Annotated in this window: 18 protein-coding genes and 2 pseudogenes; 17 read left to right on the top strand and 3 right to left on the bottom strand. The window is 64.5% G+C overall.

Annotated features, from left to right (window positions below; translation table 11 throughout):
- Positions 1 to 43 precede the first annotated feature (43 nt).
- Positions 44 to 2,053, top strand: coding sequence for a methionine--tRNA ligase (gene metG, locus LZC95_07205; GenBank protein WXA96621.1), 2,010 nt, complete (start codon positions 44 to 46; stop codon positions 2,051 to 2,053).
- 3 nt (positions 2,054 to 2,056) lie between these two features.
- Here metG and LZC95_07200 read toward each other — a convergent pair whose 3' ends face one another.
- On the bottom strand, positions 2,057 to 3,367 hold the full coding sequence (locus LZC95_07200; protein WXA96620.1) for a thymidine phosphorylase: 1,311 nt from the start codon (positions 3,365 to 3,367) through the stop codon (positions 2,057 to 2,059).
- Between LZC95_07200 and LZC95_07195 the strand changes: the two genes are divergently transcribed.
- The 16 genes from LZC95_07195 (at position 3,366) to LZC95_07120 (ending at position 19,372) form a co-directional block, all read left to right on the top strand.
- Positions 3,366 to 3,740 carry a hypothetical protein gene (locus LZC95_07195; GenBank protein WXA96619.1) on the top strand — a complete coding sequence of 125 codons (375 nt, stop codon included), beginning with the start codon at positions 3,366 to 3,368 and terminating at the stop codon, positions 3,738 to 3,740. The two genes, LZC95_07200 and LZC95_07195, sit on opposite strands and share 2 nt — an antisense overlap.
- 256 nt (positions 3,741 to 3,996) lie before the next feature.
- Entirely contained in the window at positions 3,997 to 4,902 is a 906-nt protein-coding gene (locus LZC95_07190; GenBank protein WXA96618.1) for a WYL domain-containing protein, read from the top strand.
- Between the two features lie 62 nt (positions 4,903 to 4,964).
- Positions 4,965 to 6,353 (top strand): KamA family radical SAM protein, encoded by a 1,389-nt coding sequence (locus LZC95_07185; GenBank protein WXA96617.1) that lies wholly within the window; start codon positions 4,965 to 4,967, stop codon positions 6,351 to 6,353.
- 66 nt (positions 6,354 to 6,419) lie between these two features.
- Positions 6,420 to 7,100, top strand: a complete 681-nt coding sequence (locus tag LZC95_07180) for a hypothetical protein (protein ID WXA96616.1) — start codon at positions 6,420 to 6,422, stop codon at positions 7,098 to 7,100.
- A 61-nt stretch (positions 7,101 to 7,161) separates the two neighbouring features.
- Positions 7,162 to 7,854, top strand: a complete 693-nt coding sequence (locus LZC95_07175; GenBank protein WXA96615.1) for a hypothetical protein — start codon at positions 7,162 to 7,164, stop codon at positions 7,852 to 7,854.
- Between the two features lie 500 nt (positions 7,855 to 8,354).
- Positions 8,355 to 8,516 (top strand): Flp family type IVb pilin, encoded by a 162-nt coding sequence (locus LZC95_07170; protein WXA96614.1) that lies wholly within the window; start codon positions 8,355 to 8,357, stop codon positions 8,514 to 8,516.
- A 93-nt stretch (positions 8,517 to 8,609) separates the two neighbouring features.
- Positions 8,610 to 9,149 (top strand): A24 family peptidase, encoded by a 540-nt coding sequence (locus LZC95_07165; protein WXA96613.1) that lies wholly within the window; start codon positions 8,610 to 8,612, stop codon positions 9,147 to 9,149.
- A 235-nt stretch (positions 9,150 to 9,384) separates the two neighbouring features.
- On the top strand, positions 9,385 to 10,203 hold the full coding sequence (gene cpaB, locus LZC95_07160) for a Flp pilus assembly protein CpaB (GenBank protein WXA96612.1): 819 nt from the start codon (positions 9,385 to 9,387) through the stop codon (positions 10,201 to 10,203).
- Positions 10,200 to 11,543 (top strand): type II and III secretion system protein, encoded by a 1,344-nt coding sequence (locus tag LZC95_07155; GenBank protein ID WXA96611.1) that lies wholly within the window; start codon positions 10,200 to 10,202, stop codon positions 11,541 to 11,543. The genes cpaB and LZC95_07155 overlap by 4 nt, the downstream gene beginning before the upstream one ends.
- A 33-nt stretch (positions 11,544 to 11,576) precedes the next feature.
- Entirely contained in the window at positions 11,577 to 13,406 is a 1,830-nt protein-coding gene (gene tadA, locus LZC95_07150; GenBank protein WXA96610.1) for a Flp pilus assembly complex ATPase component TadA, read from the top strand.
- Entirely contained in the window at positions 13,403 to 14,290 is an 888-nt protein-coding gene (locus tag LZC95_07145) for a type II secretion system F family protein (GenBank protein ID WXA96609.1), read from the top strand. The genes tadA and LZC95_07145 overlap by 4 nt, the downstream gene beginning before the upstream one ends.
- A gap of 5 nt (positions 14,291 to 14,295) precedes the next feature.
- Positions 14,296 to 15,231, top strand: coding sequence for a type II secretion system F family protein (locus LZC95_07140; GenBank protein ID WXA96608.1), 936 nt, complete (start codon positions 14,296 to 14,298; stop codon positions 15,229 to 15,231).
- 16 nt (positions 15,232 to 15,247) lie between these two features.
- Positions 15,248 to 16,132 (top strand): hypothetical protein, encoded by an 885-nt coding sequence (locus LZC95_07135; GenBank protein WXA96607.1) that lies wholly within the window; start codon positions 15,248 to 15,250, stop codon positions 16,130 to 16,132.
- A 9-nt stretch (positions 16,133 to 16,141) separates the two neighbouring features.
- Positions 16,142 to 16,732, top strand: coding sequence for a tetratricopeptide repeat protein (locus tag LZC95_07130; GenBank protein ID WXA96606.1), 591 nt, complete (start codon positions 16,142 to 16,144; stop codon positions 16,730 to 16,732).
- Positions 16,729 to 17,889 carry a CpaF family protein gene (locus LZC95_07125; protein WXA96605.1) on the top strand — a complete coding sequence of 387 codons (1,161 nt, stop codon included), beginning with the start codon at positions 16,729 to 16,731 and terminating at the stop codon, positions 17,887 to 17,889. Before LZC95_07130 ends, LZC95_07125 begins: the two co-directional genes overlap by 4 nt.
- Positions 17,882 to 19,372: a hypothetical protein gene (locus LZC95_07120; GenBank protein WXA96604.1), complete on the top strand. Its 1,491-nt coding sequence runs from the start codon at positions 17,882 to 17,884 to the stop codon at positions 19,370 to 19,372. Before LZC95_07125 ends, LZC95_07120 begins: the two co-directional genes overlap by 8 nt.
- A gap of 462 nt (positions 19,373 to 19,834) precedes the next feature.
- Here LZC95_07120 and LZC95_07115 read toward each other — a convergent pair.
- Both LZC95_07115 and LZC95_07110 read right to left on the bottom strand, forming a co-directional pair.
- A pseudogene (locus tag LZC95_07115) lies at positions 19,835 to 20,251 on the bottom strand (sigma-54 factor interaction domain-containing protein).
- A 225-nt stretch (positions 20,252 to 20,476) separates the two neighbouring features.
- Positions 20,477 to 20,572, bottom strand: a pseudogene (locus LZC95_07110) (FHA domain-containing protein).
- Positions 20,573 to 20,584: the final 12 nt, after the last annotated feature.

The following is a 20,584-nucleotide window of genomic DNA, read 5'->3' as shown; positions in this document are numbered from 1 at the left end:
TCTTTGAGACTTCGGGAGCGGGATCGGGATCGGGAGGGGGAAAATGCGTGCTATTTCCCGGGGTGTGAATCGCTTCTACGTCACGACACCGATCTACTACGTCAACGACATCCCGCACGTCGGCACGGCTTACACGACCATCGTGGTCGATGCGCTCCGCCGGTTCCATCTCCTGGTGGGCGACGAGTCGCGCATGCTCACCGGCACCGACGAGCATGGGCTGAAACTGGAACGCCAGGCCCACGAGGAAGGCAAAACCCCGCAAGCCTTCGTCGACGAAATGGCCGAGCGCTTTCGGCAAGCGTGGCCGGTGCTCGACATCGAGAACGACGACTTCATTCGCACCACCGAACCGCGCCACAAGGCGTACGTGCAGGACCTCTGGCGCCGCATCGAAGAGCGCGGAGATCTGTACGAGGGCGAGTACGAGGACTGGTACTGCGTCGGCTGCGAATCGTACAAGACCGAGAAAGAGCTTCTGCCGGGCAACCTCTGCCCGATCCATCACAAGCCGGTCGAGCGAGTCAAAGAGAAGACGTTCTTCTTCCGCCTGTCGCGCTGGGAAAAGCCCCTGCTCGATTTTTACGAGCGCAACCCGTCGTTCGTGGAGCCGGCCTCACGCCGCAATGAGGTGATCAGCTTCGTCTCCAGCGGCCTGCGCGATCTGAGCGTGTCGCGCACGAGCTTCACCTGGGGAATCCCCGTTCCGAATCGGCCCGAGCACGTCATGTACGTGTGGTTCGATGCGCTCACGAATTACCTGACGGCGCTGGGCAAGGAAGGCGATCCGCTGCGGCGCTACTGGCCGCCGAACGGCCGCGCGGTGCACGTGGTGGGCAAAGACATTCTGCGCTTCCACGCCATCTACTGGCCCGCGTTCTTGCTTTCGGCCGGCTACACCGAAAAGGAGCTGCCGAGCCAAGTCTTCGCGCACGGCTTCCTCACCGTCGATGGACAGAAGATGAGCAAGTCGCTCCGCAACGCGGTGGATCCGCTGCGGCTGGCGCGCGAGCTCGGGCCGGACACGCTGCGGTACTACCTCTTGCGCGCCATCGCCTTCGGGCAAGATGGCGACTTCTCGCACACCGCGCTGATCGAACGATACAACGCGGACCTCGGGAAAAACCTGGGCAACCTTTTGAGCCGCACCCTGGGCCTCTGCGTGAAGTTCTCCGACGGGAAGACGCCGCCGATGGGCGAGATCGGGCCGCTTGAGCGCGAGCTGGCCGAGGCCGCGGCCAACGCATCCGCAGCTGCACGCGCGGCGTGGGACGAGCTGGCGCCGCATCGCGCGCTGGAGGCAACGTGGACGCTTTCGTCCGCGGCCAACGCGTACGTCGACAAGGCCGCACCGTGGGCATCGGCCAAAGCGGGCGACATGGTGCGCACGCATACGATTTTGGCGACCCTGCTGGAGGCACTGCGGCAGCTCAGTGTGATGATCTGGCCGGCCATGCCCAAGAAGAGCGATGGGCTGCGGGCGCAACTCGGACTTGCCCCACTCGCACCGAAGGCCGGTGAAGATCTCTGGCCGAAGGGCTTCACGCCGCGCCCCGCGGGGGAGCCGCTGGCGCTCGCGGCGGCGTTGTTTCCGACCATCGACAAGGACGCCGAGGCGGCGCTGCTCACGAAGCTTGCGCCGCACATGCACGGAGCACCCGCCGCCGAGGCACCCGCGACGGCAGCGCCTGCGGCAGCCGCATCCCCGGCGGCCGAAGCGCCTCCCGCGATCAATTACGACACGTTCCTCGGGGTCGATCTGCGCGTCGGCCTCGTGAAGACCGCCGAGCGGGTGCCCCGCAAGGACAAGCTGCTGAAGCTCGCCGTGGACCTGGGCGAGGCGGAGCCGCGCACCATCATCGCGGGCCTGGCGCTCTCGTTCAAACCGGAGGACCTGGTCGGGCGCAAGATCATCGTCGTCGCGAACCTCGAGCCGCGCAGCTTTGGCAAGGGCCTCGTCTCGCAAGGCATGCTCCTCGCCACGGGCCCGAGCGAAGCGCTGCACCTCGCGACCGTCGAAGGCGACGCGCCCCCCGGCTCGCGCCTCAAGTAGCTCTCAGCCGATACGCGAAAGAAGAAGCGGCTGCGCCGGGGGCGCCTCGTCCCCCAGCGCAAAGGCCGCGCGCACCCGTTCCACGATGGGCGCCGCGGCCTCCTTCGAGTGCGCAATCACGCGCGCCAGCTCGTCGCCCTTCCCCACGCGCGCGCCCGGCTTGGCCAGCACCGAGATGCCCACCGCGGGATCCACCGCTTGGTCCGTGCGCGTCCTGCCCGCCCCCAGCGCCACCGCCGAGAGCCCCATTTCCAGGGCATCCACCGCCGTGACGAACCCTTCGCGCGGCGCCTCGATGGCCACCTCCACCGGGGCCATCTTCAATAGCGACGGATCGCGCACCACGCGCGCGTCGCCATGTTGCGCGGTCACCATCTTCTCCATCACGGCCACGGCGCTGCCATCGGCAATCGCCGCCAGAAGCTCCGTCCGCGCTTCGTTCGCATCCGCGGCCTTGCCGCCGAGCACCAGCATCTCCGCCCCGAGCAGCAACGTGCACTCGCGCAAATCCGCAGGCCCGCGCCCGTGCAAAATCTCCAGCGCCTCGCGCGTTTCGTTGGCGTTGCCCACCGCCTCGCCCAGCGGTGCGTTCATGTTCGTCAACAGCGCGCTCACCTTCTTGCCTGCGCGCGTTCCGACGCGCACCAGCGCCTCGGCCAGCACGCGCGCCTGCGCCTCCGTCTTCATGAAGGCCCCGCGCCCCACCTTTACATCGAGCACGAGCGCATCGATTCCCTCGGCCAGCTTCTTCGATAGAATCGACGCGACGATGAGCGGCACCGACTCCACCGTCGCCGTCACGTCCCGCAGCGCGTAAATTCGCTTGTCGGCCGGCGCGATCTCCTTCGTTTGCCCGATCATGCACGTCCCGACGTCTCGCACGATGCGCGAAAAATCCGATACATCGAGATCCGTGCGAAACCCCGGGATCGCTTCCAGCTTGTCGAGCGTTCCCCCCGTGTGACCAAGCCCGCGTCCGCTGACCATCGGCACCGGCACCCCACACGCCGCCACCAGCGGCGCAAGACAGATCGACACCTTGTCGCCGACACCGCCGGTCGAATGTTTGTCGACCTTCACGCCACGCACATCGGAGAGGTCGAGTACCTGCCCGGACTCGAGCATCGCCTGGGTCAGCGCAACGGTCTCCTCATCGTCGAGCCCGCGAAAAAAGACCGCCATTAAGAAGGCGGCCATCTGATAATCGGCCAGGCTCCCATCGAGGAGCGACGCAATCAGGCGCTTGATTTCGTCCGTCCCCAACTTGAGGCCATCGCGTTTCGCGGAGATCAATTCGACGAGGGTTCGTTTCATGGGATCACACAGACATTATCTCGTTGCCTTCGCCTGCGTGGCCTTCTTCGCGATCCAAGCGGCGGCTGCAGACCCCACGCCTGACCCCAAGGCGAAAACCTTCCCGCTTCAAGCATGGATGAAGGCCAACACCGCGGCGGCCATGGCGGCGAAGGATCCCTTCGCCCTCGCCAATGCGCTCGACGAGCTGGCGACCTTCGCCCCAAAAGAGTACTCGCACTGGGCCTCCATCGCCAAAGACGGCGCCGCCGCGGCACGCGCCAACCGCATCGACGCCGTCAAGGCCGCATGCCGCGGTTGCCACACGCAATACCGCGCCCGCTACAAACTCGAAATGCGCGATCGCCCCGTCCCACCCCCTCCTGAGAATTGAGCAGGGAGGCGGGGAGGCGGGGAGTTTTTTTGGTTTCCAGCTGGCGCAGGGGACTAGTTGGAAACCCCAAAACCTTCCCGCCTTCCCGCCTTCATGTGATTCTCTCCTCTGCCTCTGCATGCCGGTGATTCCGAAGCCAAGAGCCCCCCGTCGTGGGCGTCCTACGGGTCGCTTTACGCAATTTCGACGTCTCGATCGGCTGCGGGAGGTCCTCGAGTCGCATCCCAGCGGCCTCGCGCTCGACCAGATTGCCGGCATGCTCCACGTAACCCAGCGCTCCGTGCGCCGCTACCTCGCGGAGCTCGATCGGGTCACGCAGCTCGAGTCGGTGCCCACGCAGCCGGGCGGCGCGCACCTCTGGCGCATCAAACCGAGTGAACGCGGCCGCGCGCTTCTTTTGCGGCGCACCCAGGCCTATGGCCTCCTCTCCACGCGGCGCATCTTCGACATGATGCGCGGCTCCGCCTTTTACGACGAGTTGCAGCTCGTCACACGCCAGCTGCTCCTGCTTGCGCAGCGGCCGGTGGCCCGCGCCGGCGTGCGCGGAGAAATCCCCAGCGACCAGCGCCTCGAGGACCGCCTTTTTTACCTGCCTCCGCCCGCCCACAACTATGCGCAGCGCGGCGAGGAGCTCGATGGCCTTTTCCAAGCCGTCGCCGACCTGCGTGCGACCACGTTTCGCTACCGCTCCACGAAGGACGCTCCGGCGGAGCGCGTCACACTTCATCCCTTTGCGCTCGTCTTGCACCGTGGCGCGATTCACTCCATCGGGCGAACGCCGGCCGGCGAGGTCGCCGTGTTCGTCTTCGATCGGATGCAAGATCTCACCATTTTGGATCAGCACTTCGCGCTGCCCGAGAATTTCAATGTGGAAGACTTCCTCGAGGGGGAATTCGGCATAGCCGCCGCCACCCGAAAGACGCGCGTCCTCATCGAATTCGACGCAAAAGTCGCCGACGAAATCCGCGCCCGCAAAGTACACCCGAGCCAGCGGGTGGCCACCGCCCCCGATGGGCGCATCCGCCTCTCGATGAACGTGGGCAAAATCGACGAGGTTCGCCGGTGGATTCTGGGGTTTGGCTCGAGCGCGCGGGTCCTGGAGCCCGCCGAGCTCATCGAAGACATCCGTGCGTCATTACGCGCTGCACTAGACCGGTATTAAGACGCAACTTGTCACTCTGCACGGGGTTGCTTGGCGCGAGCGCCCGTGGGAAAAGGCACTTGATGTCCACCGCCGTCCTCAATCTTTTGCCGACTGTGCCCGTTCCCGCAATCAAGCCGCCCGTCGAGGCCACGAGTCTGACGTACAGAGACCTGGAGCGCGGCCCATTTTGGCAGAAGATTCCGGCGTATCGTGAAGTCGACGAAAAGCAGTTTCTCGATCATTCGTGGCAGGCCAAACACACGATTACGAACATCGCCAAGCTGCTCAAGGCCCTCGAGGGGCTCGTGTCCCCGGCCTTCATCGCCGACGCCGAAGAGGGATTCAAGCGCGCCCCCATGAGCGTGCGCGTCAGCCCGTACCTGCTCTCGCTGATCGATTGGAACGACCCCTACGGCGATCCGCTGCGCATTCAGTTCGTTCCCGTGGCCTCGCGGCTTCTGCCCGACCACCCCAAGCTGGACCTCGATTCGTTGCATGAGCAACAAGATGCGCCGGTTCCCGGATTGACCCACCGCTATCCGGACAAGGCCCTCTTCCTTCCGCTGGACACGTGCCCCGTGTACTGCCGCTTCTGCACGCGCAGCTACGCCATCGGCCTGGACACGGAGGGCGTGGAGAAGGTCCACCTGCGCGCCAACGACGAGCGCTGGCGCAAGGCGTACGAGTACATCGCCTCGCGACCCGAGCTGGAAGACATCGTCATCTCCGGCGGCGATGCGTACCAGCTTCGCGCGCAGCAGATCGAAGACATCGGCATGACCTTGTTGGCGATGCCCAACGTGCGCCGCCTGCGCTTTGCCACCAAAGGCCCGGCGGTCATGCCCATGAAGATCCTCACCGACGACGCGTGGACGGACGCGCTCACCAAGGTGGTCGAAAAGGGCCGCGCCCTTCACAAGGAAGTCGTCCTTCACACCCATTTCAATCACCCGCGCGAGATCACGGGCATCACACAAGATGCGATGAACAAGCTCATGGAGCGCGGCATCACCGTGCGAAACCAGAGCGTTCTGCAGCGTCGGGTGAACGACACGCCCGAGATCATGACCCAACTGGTCAAGCGGCTCGGTCACGTGAACGTACATCCGTACTACGTCTACGTGCACGATCTCGTGAAGGGCGTGGAGGATCTTCGGACCACGCTGGACACGGCGCTCTACATCGAAAAACACGTCCGTGGTGCAACGGCGGGTTTCAATACGCCCATCTTCGTGGTCGATGCCCCCGGCGGCGGCGGCAAACGCGACGCGCACTCGTACGAGTATTACGATCGCGAGAGCGGCATCAGCGTCTACTCCGCACCGGCGGTGAAGGCTGGGCAGCTCTTTCTTTACTACGATCCGCTCGATCAATTGAGCGACACCATGCGCCGTCGCTGGGCCGATCCGGCCGAGCACGAGGTGATGATTCGCCTCGCACTCGCCAAGGCACGCGAGCACGTACGCTAGACCACATTCGCGAAGCTCTCACGATGTGGCGAGACCGTGGTCCGTCGCTTGCTATGTCGTGAGGGCATGACGAGAGCTCTCTGGGCGAGCAGCGTGCTCGCCGTGCTCGTGGGCACGACGACATCGTGCCAGGACCCACCGTTGCCGCAGTTCGATGTCGTGCTTCGCGTGGAGAGCGATCCCGATGTCCCGTTGCCCGGCGCCGTCATCAGCCGCGACAACAAGGATGTCGGAACGACCGACGCCGAAGGCCGCGCAAAGCTCACCGTGCGCGGCCACGAAGGCACCGCCTTCGACTACTTCGTTCGCTGCCCGGCCGACTACGAATCGCCGCCCAAGCCCATCACCGTGGTGCTCCGGCAGGTCGTGGACAAGAACAAGCCGCCCGAGTACCCGGTAGCTTGCCCGCCGACCATTCGCCGCGTGGTCGTGGCCGTGCGTGCGGAGGGCGGACCGAACTTGCCCATCACGTACCTGCAACAACGGGTGGCGACGACGGACGCTTCGGGGGCGGCCACCGTCCTTCTCAACATGCGTCCCGGCGACCAATTCGAGCTCGGCATCGACACGTCGATGAAAGGCTACGAACGGTTGCGACCGCAAAATCCAATCTTCGCCTTTTCGGTCAAACCCAAAGACGAAGTATTGAACCTCAATGCCAAGTTCGCGTTGGCAAAAGGAAAAATCTTTTACAAACCAAAACCAATCGGTCCGATCCAGATCGGCAAAAAGCCGGATGATGACTGACCAATAAAAGTCCCATCCGAAGAGAAAGACTTGATGCAATCCGTGTGGTAGGCTCATTCGGATGAGGACTTGGAGTCTTTGGTCCGCGCCCACATCTGCCGCCGCCGTCGTGGTGGCCGCCGCCCTCACGATTTCCTGCGAAGAACCCCAAGTGCCGACGTTCGACGTCGTCATCCATGTCGAGAGCGATCCCGGTGTCCCGCTTCCGGGCGCCGTATTGAGCCGCGAGAACAAAGACGTAGGCACCACGGATGCGACCGGCCGCGCGAAGCTCACCGTGCGCGGCAACGAAGGCTCGGCGTTCGACTATTTCGTTCGCTGCCCGCAAGATTACGAGTCGCCGCCCAAGCCCATCACGGTGGTCCTCCGCCGCGTGGTGGACAAGAACAAGCCGCCGGAATACCCGGTGTCGTGCCCCCCATCGATCCGCAAGCTCGTGATTGCGGTGCGCGCCGACGGTGGCCCCAACCTGCCCATCACTTATCTGCAACAGAGAGTGGCCACGACCGATGCATCGGGGTCCGCGACGATTCTCCTGAACATGCGCCCGGGCGACCAATTCGAGCTTGGCCTGGATACGTCGATGAAGGGATATGAGCGACTCCGACCACAGAATCCCATCTTCGCCTTTCAAGTGAAACCCAAGGACGAAGTGCTGCCCTTGAATGCGAAATTCAGCCTCGAAAAAGGCAAAATCCGCACGGGCCCCGTCCGCACCGGCCCCGTCTTCATCGGCAAAAAAGCCGAGGATTGACCCTCCCAGAAGATTGAACAGGGAGGGGGGGAGGCGGGGAGGGAAACAACGCGAATCCCACCGCGCACCGAAGCATGGTTTGGGTTTTCACTTGGCTCGCGAAGCCAACTGAAAATAAAAAAAAGCCTCGGTGCGCGGTGGGATTTGTGCCGTATCCCTCCCCGCCTCCCCCTCTCCCTGTTCAATCCTCTCTGGCGTGGATCGCCGCTGACCGGTCACTGGACGGAGGCGTATCCAGTTTCAGCGCGCATTTTTCATTACAGATGAAACGAGCCTGACCTCGCAGATTCCGCGGAATTCCCAAGGAGTGCGCGGGCATGTGGGACATCGTCGACCGCGGGTCAGCTGGCATGAGCCGTGTACTACTTGCTGTGCGAGCGAGAACTCGCAGAGCACGAGCGTGGGCCTTCGCAAGCGGGCTCGGACTAAGCTAGAGTGGTCGCCGTTTCACCCTAATACCCAATCAACGACACCAAAGACCCACAAAGGGAGAATCACGAATGAACCAGGACATGATGAAGCTCGTCAAAGACGAGAAGGGCGCGACCGCCATCGAGTACGGCCTGCTCCTCGTCGCGATTCTCCTCATCGTCGCCGGCGCGTACAAGAAGCTCGGCAAGGCCGTCAAAGGCGCTGCAAACGACGCAAAAGGCGAGTTCTGAGACTGCAGGCCGGCCTCACTCCCCTATTCGGAGGGTCGCCTTTGGCGAGCCCGATCCCGAGGGGAAGGCCGGCCTGTTCTCGTTTAAGAGAGCATGTTTCCCTTCCTGATTGCCGCTATCATTCTCGCCGCGGTCGCCGCGTGGACCGATTGGCGTACTGGTTTCATTCCCAATTGGCTGACGTTCGGCGTTCTGGGGCTCGCCCCCATCGTTCATATCGTTCGCGCGTTTTCCATGGGGATCGAGAAAGATGCCGCCCTGCTCGAAGGCGGCTATTCCGTTCTTGGAGCGGTCGTTTGCGGGCTCGTACCCTGGATTCTCTTTCAGAAAAACGCAATTGGCGGCGGCGACGTGAAAGTCTTTGCAGCCATCGGTGCGCTCTGCCAAACGATGCTCGGCTTCGAGGCCGAAATGTACGGTTTTCTCGCGGCATGCCTCATTGCACCGGCGCGCCTCGCCTACGACGGCAAACTATTGCGCACGTTGAAGAATGCGGTCGGATTGATGATCAATCCCTTCATGCCGAAGGACAAAAAAGTTCAAATCGAACAAGAGATGCTGAGCTGGATGCGTATGGGCCCTGCAATCTTGCTCGGAACGATCATCGCCGCCGCCCTTCACTTCCGCGAATGATGCGAAGGACGCGAAGGATGGCGCACGTGATCCCGGTCAACGATCCTGGACGCTCGACGGTGACAATTCCACGTACCAGGCGATTTTTCTCTGGCAGAGGTAAGTTTGCTTTAACATGGGCGATTAGCGGCCATTCGCCCACTTCGTCGGTGGGGGCTGCGGGCCCAAATCATCGCAGACCTCACAAGTATGAGACCCGGTACGTTTCAAACCCAGCTAAGCTGAGCCCCCCTCGATGAACCGTCGTGCATTTATCATTGCCCTCATCGTCACGGTCATAGGTGTCTTCCTCCTGGCGTTGTACCAGCGACGGTTCGAGACCGAGGCTTCGGGCGGTGAGAAGGTCAAACTGCTCATCGCGGTCAAACCCATCGAGCGGGGCACCGTCATCACCGACGACATGATCGCCACCCGCGAAGTGCCGATGGCGTACGTCGAAGACCGCGCCATCAAAGAGGGCGAGCGGGCCAAAATCATGGGGTTGCGCATCGGCAACCTCGTTCTCGCGCAGCAGACGCTCATGTGGACAGATTTGGCGTCCAACGAAGAAGCACGCGACTTGAGCGGATTGATTCAACCGGGCAGCCGTGCGGTCACCATCCGCACCTCACGCGACGACTCCAATGCCGCGCTGATTCGCCCGGGCGATTACGTCGACGTCATCAGCGTCATGCCCGAGGGCAGCGGCGGCGGGCAAAGCGAGCACCTGTCGTCCGTGGTGCTCATGCAGCGCGTGCTGGTCCTCGCGTCGGGGTTGAACGTCTCCCCGCAAGATCCGGTGGATCCGTCGACGGGCAGCATCAAATTCAACAATGCAGACAGCACGCTCCTCACGTTGAGCGTGACATTGCAGGAGGCGCAGGTGTTGGCGCTCGCTGCCGAGAAAGGACGCCTCGCCGTCATTCTCCGGCCGCCCAACGATCAGCGCGTGGCGGCCACGGTGAACGACGTGTCCTCGAAGCAGCTCTTCGAAGCGAAAGAGCGCGCCAACCTCAACATTCGACGTAGCAACACCAGCGGACCCCAAGTCATTGGAGGCACGGAGAACAAATGAGGCTCACGCTTAACGCGGTCGCAATTGCCCTTGCGACCACCTTTGCCGGCGTTGCAGTCGTTTCATCGAGCAATCCGGCATTCGCACAAGGTCGCGGCAAGCCAGCGGCTGCCGACGATCATGCGAACGACGAAATCGTCCTCGCCATCGGCGAAACCAAGACGCTGCCCACGAAGGACGTTGCGAACTACTCGTTGGGTGCCGAGGGCATCATCTCCGTTTCGCTCACCGGCGACAAATCCCAGTTCGTCATTGCAGGTAAAAAAGCCGGGTCCACCACCCTGCTCCTGATCAAGAACGATCAATCGCAGATTACCATTCCCATCACCGTCACGACTCGGTCGATGGCGCAGGTCGAGAAGGAGTTGCAGCAGGCTCTGGAGGGCACCCCGGGCGTGAAGCTGCGTCGCGTTGGCAGTCGCTTCTTCATCGAGGGCGGCGTGACCACCGAGGGCGAGCTCCGGCGCATCCAGCAGATTGCCGCGGGCTACCCGGGCCAGGTCGACAACCTCGTCGTCGTGGGCCAGGGCGGCACGGACCGCAAGCTCCTCGTGCGCATGGACTTCTTCTTCGTGCAGTACGAGAAGACTTCGAGCTACGTCGTCGGCCTCGGGTGGCCCACCACGATCGGCGGCTTGGGTCAGGACGGGCAGCCCGTCTTCCAGACCCGCATCGATCGCGACTTGCTCAACAACACGACGACGGCCGCGCAGGCGTCCATCGTGAACCAGCCGCTTCCCAAGTTGGACATTGGCTCGCAGCACGGTTGGTTGAAGGTGCTCAAGCAGTCCACGGTCATCGCGGCCAACGGAACGGAAGCCACGTTCCAGTCCGGCGGCGAGTCGAACTTCACGGCCGCCAACGGCCTCACGGCGTCCCTGGTCAAGATTCCGTTCGGCACCAATGTGTCCGTGCTCTCGCGTTACGACGCGGCGAGCAAGGAGGTCGAGGTCAAACTCGACTCGGAAGTGTCCGATCTCACCCCGCCGTCGTCGTCGGCCGGGTTGCCCGGGCGCAACACCACGAAGCTGAACACGTTGGTCAACCTGAAGCTCGGTCAGGCACTCGTACTCTCGGGCATCCGCACACGCGACCAGCGCCACAACGTCTCCGGCCTGCCCGGGCTCAGCTCGATTCCGATCTTGGGACTCCTATTCGGAACGCACCAGGATGATCAGCACGAAGTAGAAGGTGCTATTTTCATCATCCCCAGCGTCATTGAAACCGTTCCCAAGTCCGCGGTGGAAGTCATCAAGAACGCGCTGACGGCGTACGAGGACTACTCGGGCGATATCGATCGGGTCGACAGCTACAACAAGACCCCACCATCGGCGAAATAAGCGCCAAACGCAAAGAGCGACGAGAGGCAGCACGTGGCGGCACGACCAAGCTCCAACCAAGTTCAAGTCGTCATTCACACGGACGACGGCAGCGAACGCACGGAGATGGTCCCCATCGGGGCACCCATCACCATCGGGCGCCACGTCAACTGCGTGCTGCGTCTCGACAGTGACTTGGTCTCCCGCCAGCATGCCGTGGTCGAGATTGGCCCCGCGTCGATGCGCGTGGAGGACGTCTCGACCAACGGCACCATCGCCGGCGAGATGCTCCTGCGCCGTCAGGCGGTGGATGTGCCCTTCGGCACGCCCGTCGTGTTGGGCAACTTCACGGTTTACTTCATGCCGCCGGCCGGGGCCGCCCCGGCGCCGGCCCCGCGCGCGCAGCCCTCGCACCAGATGCCTGGGCAGCTGCCGCAGATTCCCGGCGGGCACGGACGCCCGCCGCTCGCCGCGGTGCCCGCAGCGCACGGAGGACAGCCCACCCCGCCGGTGGCCGCTCCGCCGGGCGCGGCGCCTGCTCCGGGTGGCGATCGTCCGCAGCAGCCGCGCGTGCTCTCGCAAGGTGCGATCACCACGCCGGAAGCGCTGCAGAAGCGCGAGAAGCAGGTCGCGCTTCGCCGTGAGATCCACAAGCTGCTCTTGGAGCACCTCGATCTCGCAGCCATGGATCCGTCGAAGGTCGACGACCCGTCGATGCGTCCCAAGGTGCTCAACGCGCTTCGACGCATCATCGCGAACCTCGAGTCGCGTCTTCCGGCGGACACCGACCGCGATCAACTCATCGGCGAGCTCACCGACGAAGCCCTCGGCCTCGGGCCGCTTGAGCGCTTTCTGGCCGACCCGCAGATCACCGAGATCATGGTCGTCGACCCGAACACGATCTACATCGAGCGCAGCGGCAAGCTCACCTTGTCCGAAACGCGCTTCACCGACGACGAACGCGTTCGCGCCGTCATCGAGCGCATCGTCACCCCGCTCGGACGCCGCATCGACGAATCGTCGCCGCTGGTCGACGCCCGCTTGAAGGACGGCTCCCGCGTGAACGCCGTCATCAAGCCCCTCGCGCTGCGCGGCTCGTGCATCACGATTCGTAAGTTCTCCAAGACGCCGCTCACCTTGGAAAAGCTCATCGGCTTCGGCGCGCTCACGCCGCAGATGGGCCTCTTTCTCACCCGTAGCGTCATCGCCAAGCGCAACATCGTAATCTCCGGCGGTACGGGTAGCGGCAAGACCACCTTGCTCAACGTGCTCTCGGGCGCCATCCCGTCGGAGGAGCGCATCGTCACCATCGAGGACGCCGCCGAGCTCCAGCTCGCGCAGCCGCACGTCGTCTCGCTGGAAACGCGCCCGGCCAACTTGGAAGGCAAGGGCGAGTACACCATCCGCGACCTGGTGAAAAACTCGCTGCGTATGCGCCCCGACCGCATCGTCGTCGGAGAGTGCCGCGGTGGCGAAGCGCTCGACATGCTCCAGGCCATGAACACGGGCCACGACGGATCGCTCACCACGACCCACGCGAACTCGCCGGAAGAGGCCATCTCCCGCATCGAGACGCTGGTGCTCATGGCCGGTGTCGATCTTCCCGTGCGCGCCATCCGTGACCAGATCGCAGGCGCCGTCCACGTCATCGTCCAGCAGACGCGCTTCTCCGACGGCTCACGCCGCGTGAGCGCCATCAGCGAGGTCACGGGCGTCGGCGACGAAGGCACCATCGAGATGCGTCCCATCTTCGAATTCATCCGCACCGGCACCGGCCCGGGCGGAAAAGTCATCGGCGAGTTCCGCGCGACGGGTTACCTGCCGTCGTACTTGAACGACTTCATCGTCATGGGCCTGGTGAAGCGCGGCGAGGCCTATCTATGAGCATTCCGAAACTGGGGCTCACGCTCACCAATAGCCTGCTCAGCGGCGGTGGCTTGGCCCTCACCGGTGCAGGCCTCTTCGTGGCCGTGTGGGCGACCACCGCGGATCCGCAAAGCTTCGTCTGGCGTTACTGGGCGCGTTACACCTCCTCGCTCGAGCGAAAGCTGCGCCCGCAGTTCATCTGGACCAAAGGCTCGACCATCGCCGCGGGGCAAGCGGCGGCCCTGTTTTCTCTCTTCTTCATCCACGTCCTCATCCAGCTGCCGAACATCGTCCTGCTCCTCGGGTCGATCGCCACCATCATCGGGCCCACCGTGTGGGTCGAGAAGATGCGGCGCGACCGGGTCACGCTCATCGAGACGCAGCTCGATGGAACCATCTTGGCGCTGGCCAACGCGCTCAAATCCATCCCGAGCATCGGCGCGGCATTTCAGTCCGTCGTTCTCGTCGTGCAAGATCCCACGCGGCAGGAGATCGAGCTTGCCGTGAAAGAGATGAAGGTCGGCAGCACGCTCGATCAGGCGCTCTTGCACATGGCCGCACGCATTGGGTCGCGGCAGGTCGACTCGGCGCTCTCCGCGGTGCTCATCGGGCGGCAGGTCGGTGGAAATCTCCCCAAGGTGCTCGAGCAGACGGCATCGTCGCTGCGTGAAATGGCCCGCCTCGAAGGCGTCGTGCGCACCAAGACGGCCGAAGGCAAAGCGCAGCTCTGGGTCATGGCGCTGCTACCGGGCGGGCTGATTTACATCCTCAACCTGCAGTGGCCCGGATACTTCGACGTGCTCACGCAGAGCCTCTCCGGCTACCTCGTCATCCTCGCCTGCGGCGGCCTGTGGGTCGGCGGGCTGCTCTTGGCCCGCAAAGTTTTGAACGTCGATATCTAAAGACCATGCTGCAGTATTTGACCTCCTCCTACCCGCTGACGTTCCAAACGACGCTGCTTCGTCACGCCGTGTTGCTCGTGATCGGGGTCGGCCTCATGATCGGCGTGTACGTCATCGCGGCCGCCCCTACCCGCGTGGCGAGCCGCCTCGGTCTGCGCGGCCTCAAGCGACAGCGCACCCTCGAGAAGAGCGAAGGGTGGCAGAACGTCGAACCCTTCGTGCGCTGGCTCGGCGTGCGCGTCAGCGGCGTGATCAGCGACGGCACCCGCGCGAAAATCGACGAGCAGATCTCCCTCGCCGGCGACTACATGGGCATCACCGCCGACGAATTCGTCGCGATGAGCATTCTTTCGTCCATCGGCGGATTCCTCGCCGGTTACGTGCTCGGCTTGGTCAGCGGCGTCGGCAGCGTGGCCGTCATTCCGATGGGCCTCGTGGGCGGAGCGCTCCCCTGGATGCAGGTCACCGGCGCTTCGCAAGAGCGGCTCAAGACCATCGGCCGCGGCCTCCCCTACGTCATCGACCTGATGGCCCTCGCCATGGGCGCAGGTCTCGACTTTCCGGGTGCCGTTCGCCAAGTCATCGAGAAGTCGAGCAACCCCGACGACCCGCTCGTCGAAGAGTTCACGCTCATCATGCAAACGTTGACGCTCGGGCGCACGCGCAAGGACGCACTGCTCGAGTTCGCGAAGCGCGCACCCAACGAAACCGTGAAGGAGTTCGTGGCCGCGCTCGTGCAAGCCGAGGAACGCGGAAACCCGGTCGCCGAGGTGCTGCAGATTCAGGCGGCCACGTCGCGCAACCGACGCTCGGTGCGCGCCGAGGAGCTCGCGGCCAAAGCCGGCGTCGCGATCGTCGGTCCCTTGATGATGGTGTTCATGTGCGTCCTCGGACTGATCCTCGCGCCCGCCATGATGCAGATCACGAGCGGGGCGATATGAAGGCAATGGTGCAATCGTGAGCGTCCTACGTTTCCAGATCCGGCAACCGAGCGGACAAATCGACCAGATTTTCATCGAGTCCGAGCGCGTGCTCATCGGAAGCGGCGCCCACTGCGAGATCCGTCTCCCGCTCGATCAAGCGGCGGTGGAGCACTGCCTCGTGCAGGTCGGCCCCGCGGGCGTGTTCGTGCAGGCTCTCGCCTTCCAGCCTCCGCCCACGGTCAACGGCATCCCCTTCACGCAAGGTCCGCTGCCCGCCGATGCGGTGCTGGGCGTGGGGCAATTCCAAATCAACGTGACCCGCGCCGAGGGCGTGACCAACGTCGGCGGCATCCCGGGTCAGGCCACGGCGAAGAAGAAGAAGGGCACGGGCCCCATCGCCATCGTGGCGATACTCGCGCTGCTCGGGGGCGGGTACATGTTCTTCTTCATGGACGAAGCCGCGGACACCGACAACGCGCAGCACAAGCCGCCGGAACTCTGGGGCGCGCCCTTGGTGCAGTGCACGCAGCCGCAACGCGATCGTGCGGCCGCCTTCGCGCTCGAGCGCTATGGCGTAGCCAACTCGCTCCGCGAGCGCCGTCCGTTCCACGTGCAGGATGGCATCGCCGCGGTGCCCATCTACGAGATCTCCGCGGCTTGCTACAAGGTGGCCGGCGACGACGCGTCCGCCGCGGAGGCCCTGCAGGCGGCGAAGACGCTCCGCCAGGACATCACCGACGATTACCGCACCCACCGGGTACGACTCGAGCATGCGTTGCAGGTGGAAGACCTTCAGACCGCGCGGAAGGAAGTCAAAACCCTCCTTCAATTCACCGAAGGGAAACCGGGTGAATACGTCACTTGGCTATCCAATTTGGACCGTAGTCTAAAATTGAAATTGGGCCGTCCCGCCTCGTAACGAGTTGTCATGCGCCGCTTCTCCTCCTTCTCCGCTCTCGTTCTATTGTCGGTTGTCTGGTCGATCGGCTGCGGGCCGCCGCAGGGCGCGAGGGCGGACGAAGCCAGGCAGAACGTGCGCACGTTCAAGCGCGAGCAAAATCCGCAGCGTTTGTACGACTATGGCCGCGCGTTCGCCGACGCGGGCGATCTGACCCGTGCCGAGCAATATTTTGCCGCTGCCATTGCGGCCGGCGGCGACGAGCGAAAGATCCTTCCGCGCCTGGTGCGTGTCTGTGTTCAAGATGGGCGGTATCAGGTAGCCATTCACTACGTGGAAGACCATCTGGGGCAGCATCCCGCCGACCATCGGTCGCGATTTTTGCTGGCCTCGCTCTACCTGGGCGTCGGCGACGGAGTCCATGCGCGCGCGCACTTGGAAAAGGTGCTCACGGCCACACCCGACGATGCCGAGGCCCACTTTGCGCTGGCGGTGATCATGCGCGACACTCATGAGGATCCCGTGGCTGCGGATCATCATTTCCGCGAGTACCTGCGTCTCCGCCCCGGCGGATCGCACGCCGAAGAGGCGCAATCCTCCCTCCTGAAGAGTGTCCAATGAGCGGTGGTTTCAATCAGATCCCCAAGGAAGTCTTCGAAGAGACCTTGCTCCAATTCTTCGCGCCGATTCGTCCATTCCTCGACGACCCGGCGGTGAGCGAGGTCATGATCAATGGCCCGAGCCAGATTTACATCGAGCGCAAAGGCCAGCTGACGCTCACCGAGGCCAAGTTCGAGAGCCGCGAGCACTTGGCCGCAGGACTGCGCAACCTCGCGCAGTTCGTCGGCAAGCACGCCGACGAGTTCAAGCCGATCCTCGAAGGACGCCTTCCCGATGGGTCCCGCGTCGAGGCGGTGCTTCCGCCGTGCGCGCCCGATGGGCCGGCCATCGCCATCCGTCGCTTCTTCAAGGAGACGCTCACCGTGGAGCGCCTCATTGGTTTCGGCGCCCTCACCGAAGATGCGGCGAGCGCGCTGCACGCCCTGGTGGCGAGCAAGCTCAATATCCTCGTGGCCGGTGGAACGGGCTCGGGCAAAACGTCGATGCTCAACGCCCTCTCGTCCTTCATTCCCGAAGGCGAGCGCGTGGTCGTCATCGAGGACTCACGCGAGCTGCAGCTCCAACGCCAGCACGTCGTGCAACTCGAGGCGCGCCCGGGCGATCCCAAGGGCCGCGGCGCCGTCTCCATCCGCGACCTCTTCAAGGCCACCTTGCGTATGCGGCCCGACCGAATCGTCGTTGGAGAGATCCGAAGCGGCGAGGCGCTCGACTTGATCCAGGCGATGACCTCCGGTCACGGTGGGTGTCTTTCCACGCTCCACGCGACGTACCCGCGCGACACGCTGAGCCGGCTTGAGACCATGGCCATGATGAGCGACATCGACATGCCGCTCGTCGCGATGCGCATCCAGCTGGGATCCGCGGTAAACTTGATCGTGCAGGTTTCGCGCTTGCAGGATGGTTCGCGCAAGATGACCCACATCACGGAGGTCTTGGGATTCGACCCAAAGACCGACACGTACATCACGCAGGATGTCTTCGTTCGCAAGTATCAGGGGTTGGGGCCCAACGGGCAGATTCTGAGCGAGTTCGTCCCCTCGGGGATCATGCCGCGATGCCTCGAGCAGGTGCACGAGCACGGCATGGATCTGCCCGCGTGCATCTACGACGCTGCGAACGCTGCGCAGGGTGGTGCGCAAAGAAACGGTCATGGCTGAAGCATCTGTCATCGAACTGCGCGCCGGTCACGGCGAACCAAGGCAAATCAGCCTGACACCGGGTTCCGTGCTGGATCCCACCAGCGTCGGGCAAACCGCCATGTGGCGCATCGAAGGCGCCGGCGTGCTCGACGTGCACGGGTACCTCTACTTCGACGGCAAAGCGCTGTTCGTGCAGAGCGCCGACGACGATGCGCCCATGATGGTGAACCGCCATCGCATCGCGCGCGCCTGGACGGAGGTGCGCATGCCCAGCACCATCGAGCTGGGCGAGGTCCAACTCGTTTACCGCATCGACACCAGCGTGTTCGAGGACGCCGACCAAACCGTCGCGCAGCCGCTGGAGAACAGCTTCGATGAGCCGAAGACGGTGCGCTACGATCCGAATCGGCACCGCATCAGCGCACCGCGCCCTGCGGCGGGCACGCCAGCGGAAGGCGTCTCGGCGGCGCAGCAGAAGTTCGTGCCCAACGGGGGTGCGTTTTCGAACCAGGGTCCTCCTCAGGGTGAGGTCGACGAGTCGACGCGCTACAAGCCGCTCGATCTGCAGACGGATCGCCCGTCGCAGCCCGCGCTGATTCCAGGGGCGCAGCTGCCGGGCAGCGGGCCGGGTGCGGACGTGACGCGTTCGCAGCCTCTGGCGCAGCCCCAGGGAATGGCTCCTGCCGGCGCGGGCGGTGCGTACGATCCGGCGGCGATGGCGCAGCAGCAAGGGTATGCGCCCGCCGGTGCATTGCCCCCGGGCATGGTGGGCGTGGGCGTCACGCCGCCGCATGCAGGTGCGGCCCCGATGGGGCCTGGCGTTGGGCAAGCTTGGGGAGCGCCGCCGGGAGGCATGGCCATGCCGGGGCAACCGGCCATGCCGGGGCAAGCCGGTGCGCAGACCGGGAGCGCGGTCACCTCGCCGCTTGCGAAGCTGAAGACCGAGTTCATGTCGTTCAGCCCCGTGAAGCGTGCAGCCCTCGTGCTGATGGTCATCGCGCTGCCCGTGGGTGGACTGCTTCTCTTCAGTGAGGACGAGCAGGCGCCCGCCCCGAAGCCGAAGCCCGCGGCGTCGGCCTCCGCCTCCGCATCCGTGATGGCGGCCGCGAACACTGTGGCGGCGGTCAACTCGGGGGCGACGTCCAACGTGGTGAACACGCCACCGGCTGCCTCTGCGCCACCCAGCGCGCCCGCGCAAGCTTCGGCGGCACCGCCCGCGGGCTCGCCACCGCCAGCAAGCGGTGGCAAGCCGGGGGCACCCGATCCGGCCGCGTCGGTCGTGGGCAAGCTGCCGTCGGAGCTGCCGCCGCTGATGCAGGCCATCCCGATGCCGGCGAAGAAGTCCACGGAGCGACTCGCCGCGGACGCCGTCGTCGAGGGCAAATTCGGCGAGGCGGCGAAGCTGTACGATCAGCTCGCGCAGCAGAACCCGGGCAACCCTGCCTACAAAGAGGCCGCGCGCATCATGCGCGAGGCGAGCAAAGGCTCGCCCGGGCAGTAGCCCCGCCTGGGATCACTTCCGAAAGCTCTCCGCGTCGATGTCGTAGCGTTTGAGCCATCGCTGAATCTGCATGCGCGCCTTTCCCATCGTGCGTGCGACGGCGGCGACGTTGCCTTTGTGCTCGCGCATCAAGCCGACCAGCTTCTCCCGCTCGGCGTTGCTTTCGGCGCTACGCCGCCCGCCGGTGGTCGCCTCGACGAGCGCCGCCTGGACGGCGAGCGGCAGATGCTCCAGCTCGATGCGCGTGCCGTCGCCCACGAGAACCAACGCTGACTCGAGACACTTTTCCAACTCGCGCACGTTGCCCGGCCACGGGTAATACAAAAGGGCACGGGCCGCGCGTGGTGCGAACTCCAGATTCGCGGCCCGCTCCGGGGCGAGCTCGCGCAGGATCGTCCCTGCGATGACCCCGAGGTCTTCGCGCCGCATGGCCAACGGCGGCAGCTCCACGCGATACCCCGCGAGCCGCGCGAACAGGTCGGCGCGGAAGGTCCCCTCCTCCACCATCCGCTCCAGTGGACGGTGCGTTGCGGCCACCACCCGCAAATCGACCGGAATCGGCTTCGTCGCCCCGACGGGCCTCACCTCGCGCTCCTGAAGAACACGAAGCAACGCCGCCTGCGACGGCGCCGGCAGATCGCCAATTTCATCGAGGAAGAGCGTCCCCCGATCCGCGCTGCGAAGAAGCCCCGGCCGATCCTCCGTGGCCCCCGAAAAGGCGCCCCGGCGATAGCCAAAGAGCTCGCCCTCCACCAAATCGCGCGGAAGCGCGCCGCAGTTGATGGCCACGAAATCGCCCTTTCGCTCCGATTGCTCGTGCACCGCCCGCGCAATGACCTCCTTGCCGGTCCCGGTCTCACCCTCGATGAGCACCGACACGGTGGACTTCGCAACCGAGGAAAGCCGCGAAAAACCGCGCTCCAGCGAGGGCAACAGCGTTGCCAGCTTGCCCTTGCCGGTCTGCCGCTCGGGGGCGGGGGCCTCGAAGATCATCGGGTCGCCCGGCTCGTGGGGCAGGTCCTCCCGGAAAATGAAAAACGTGTACCCGAGCTCGATGATGTCGCCGTCCTCGAGCTGCGCCTGCGTCTGCCGCACGCCCTGCACCGTGCACCCATTCTTCGAGCCGGCATCCTCGAGGATCCAGCGGCGGAGCACGTACGTGAGCCGCGCGTGCATCGACGACAGCCACGGATCGGCCATCCGCACACTGAG

It is taken from the genome of Sorangiineae bacterium MSr12523, from assembly GCA_037157775.1.
Classification (GTDB): domain Bacteria; phylum Myxococcota_A; class Polyangia; order Polyangiales; family Polyangiaceae; genus Pendulispora; species Pendulispora brunnea.
The sequence above is the reverse complement of the archived record's forward strand: the minus strand, read 5'-3'. Positions and strand labels throughout refer to the sequence as shown.

Coding starts and splice junctions, on each gene's coding strand:
- LZC95_07185 (WXA96617.1), top strand. CDS start 4,965: ATGTCCACCGCCGTCCTCAATCTTTTGCCGACTGTGCCCGTTCCCGCA.
- LZC95_07200 (WXA96620.1), bottom strand. CDS start 3,367: ATGAAACGAACCCTCGTCGAATTGATCTCCGCGAAACGCGATGGCCTC.
- LZC95_07170 (WXA96614.1), top strand. CDS start 8,355: ATGAACCAGGACATGATGAAGCTCGTCAAAGACGAGAAGGGCGCGACC.
- metG (WXA96621.1), top strand. CDS start 44: ATGCGTGCTATTTCCCGGGGTGTGAATCGCTTCTACGTCACGACACCG.
- LZC95_07120 (WXA96604.1), top strand. CDS start 17,882: ATGGCTGAAGCATCTGTCATCGAACTGCGCGCCGGTCACGGCGAACCA.
- cpaB (WXA96612.1), top strand. CDS start 9,385: ATGAACCGTCGTGCATTTATCATTGCCCTCATCGTCACGGTCATAGGT.
- LZC95_07155 (WXA96611.1), top strand. CDS start 10,200: ATGAGGCTCACGCTTAACGCGGTCGCAATTGCCCTTGCGACCACCTTT.
- LZC95_07190 (WXA96618.1), top strand. CDS start 3,997: ATGCTCCACGTAACCCAGCGCTCCGTGCGCCGCTACCTCGCGGAGCTC.
- LZC95_07130 (WXA96606.1), top strand. CDS start 16,142: ATGCGCCGCTTCTCCTCCTTCTCCGCTCTCGTTCTATTGTCGGTTGTC.
- LZC95_07180 (WXA96616.1), top strand. CDS start 6,420: ATGACGAGAGCTCTCTGGGCGAGCAGCGTGCTCGCCGTGCTCGTGGGC.
- LZC95_07175 (WXA96615.1), top strand. CDS start 7,162: ATGAGGACTTGGAGTCTTTGGTCCGCGCCCACATCTGCCGCCGCCGTC.
- LZC95_07125 (WXA96605.1), top strand. CDS start 16,729: ATGAGCGGTGGTTTCAATCAGATCCCCAAGGAAGTCTTCGAAGAGACC.
- LZC95_07195 (WXA96619.1), top strand. CDS start 3,366: ATGGGATCACACAGACATTATCTCGTTGCCTTCGCCTGCGTGGCCTTC.
- LZC95_07145 (WXA96609.1), top strand. CDS start 13,403: ATGAGCATTCCGAAACTGGGGCTCACGCTCACCAATAGCCTGCTCAGC.
- LZC95_07140 (WXA96608.1), top strand. CDS start 14,296: ATGCTGCAGTATTTGACCTCCTCCTACCCGCTGACGTTCCAAACGACG.
- LZC95_07165 (WXA96613.1), top strand. CDS start 8,610: ATGTTTCCCTTCCTGATTGCCGCTATCATTCTCGCCGCGGTCGCCGCG.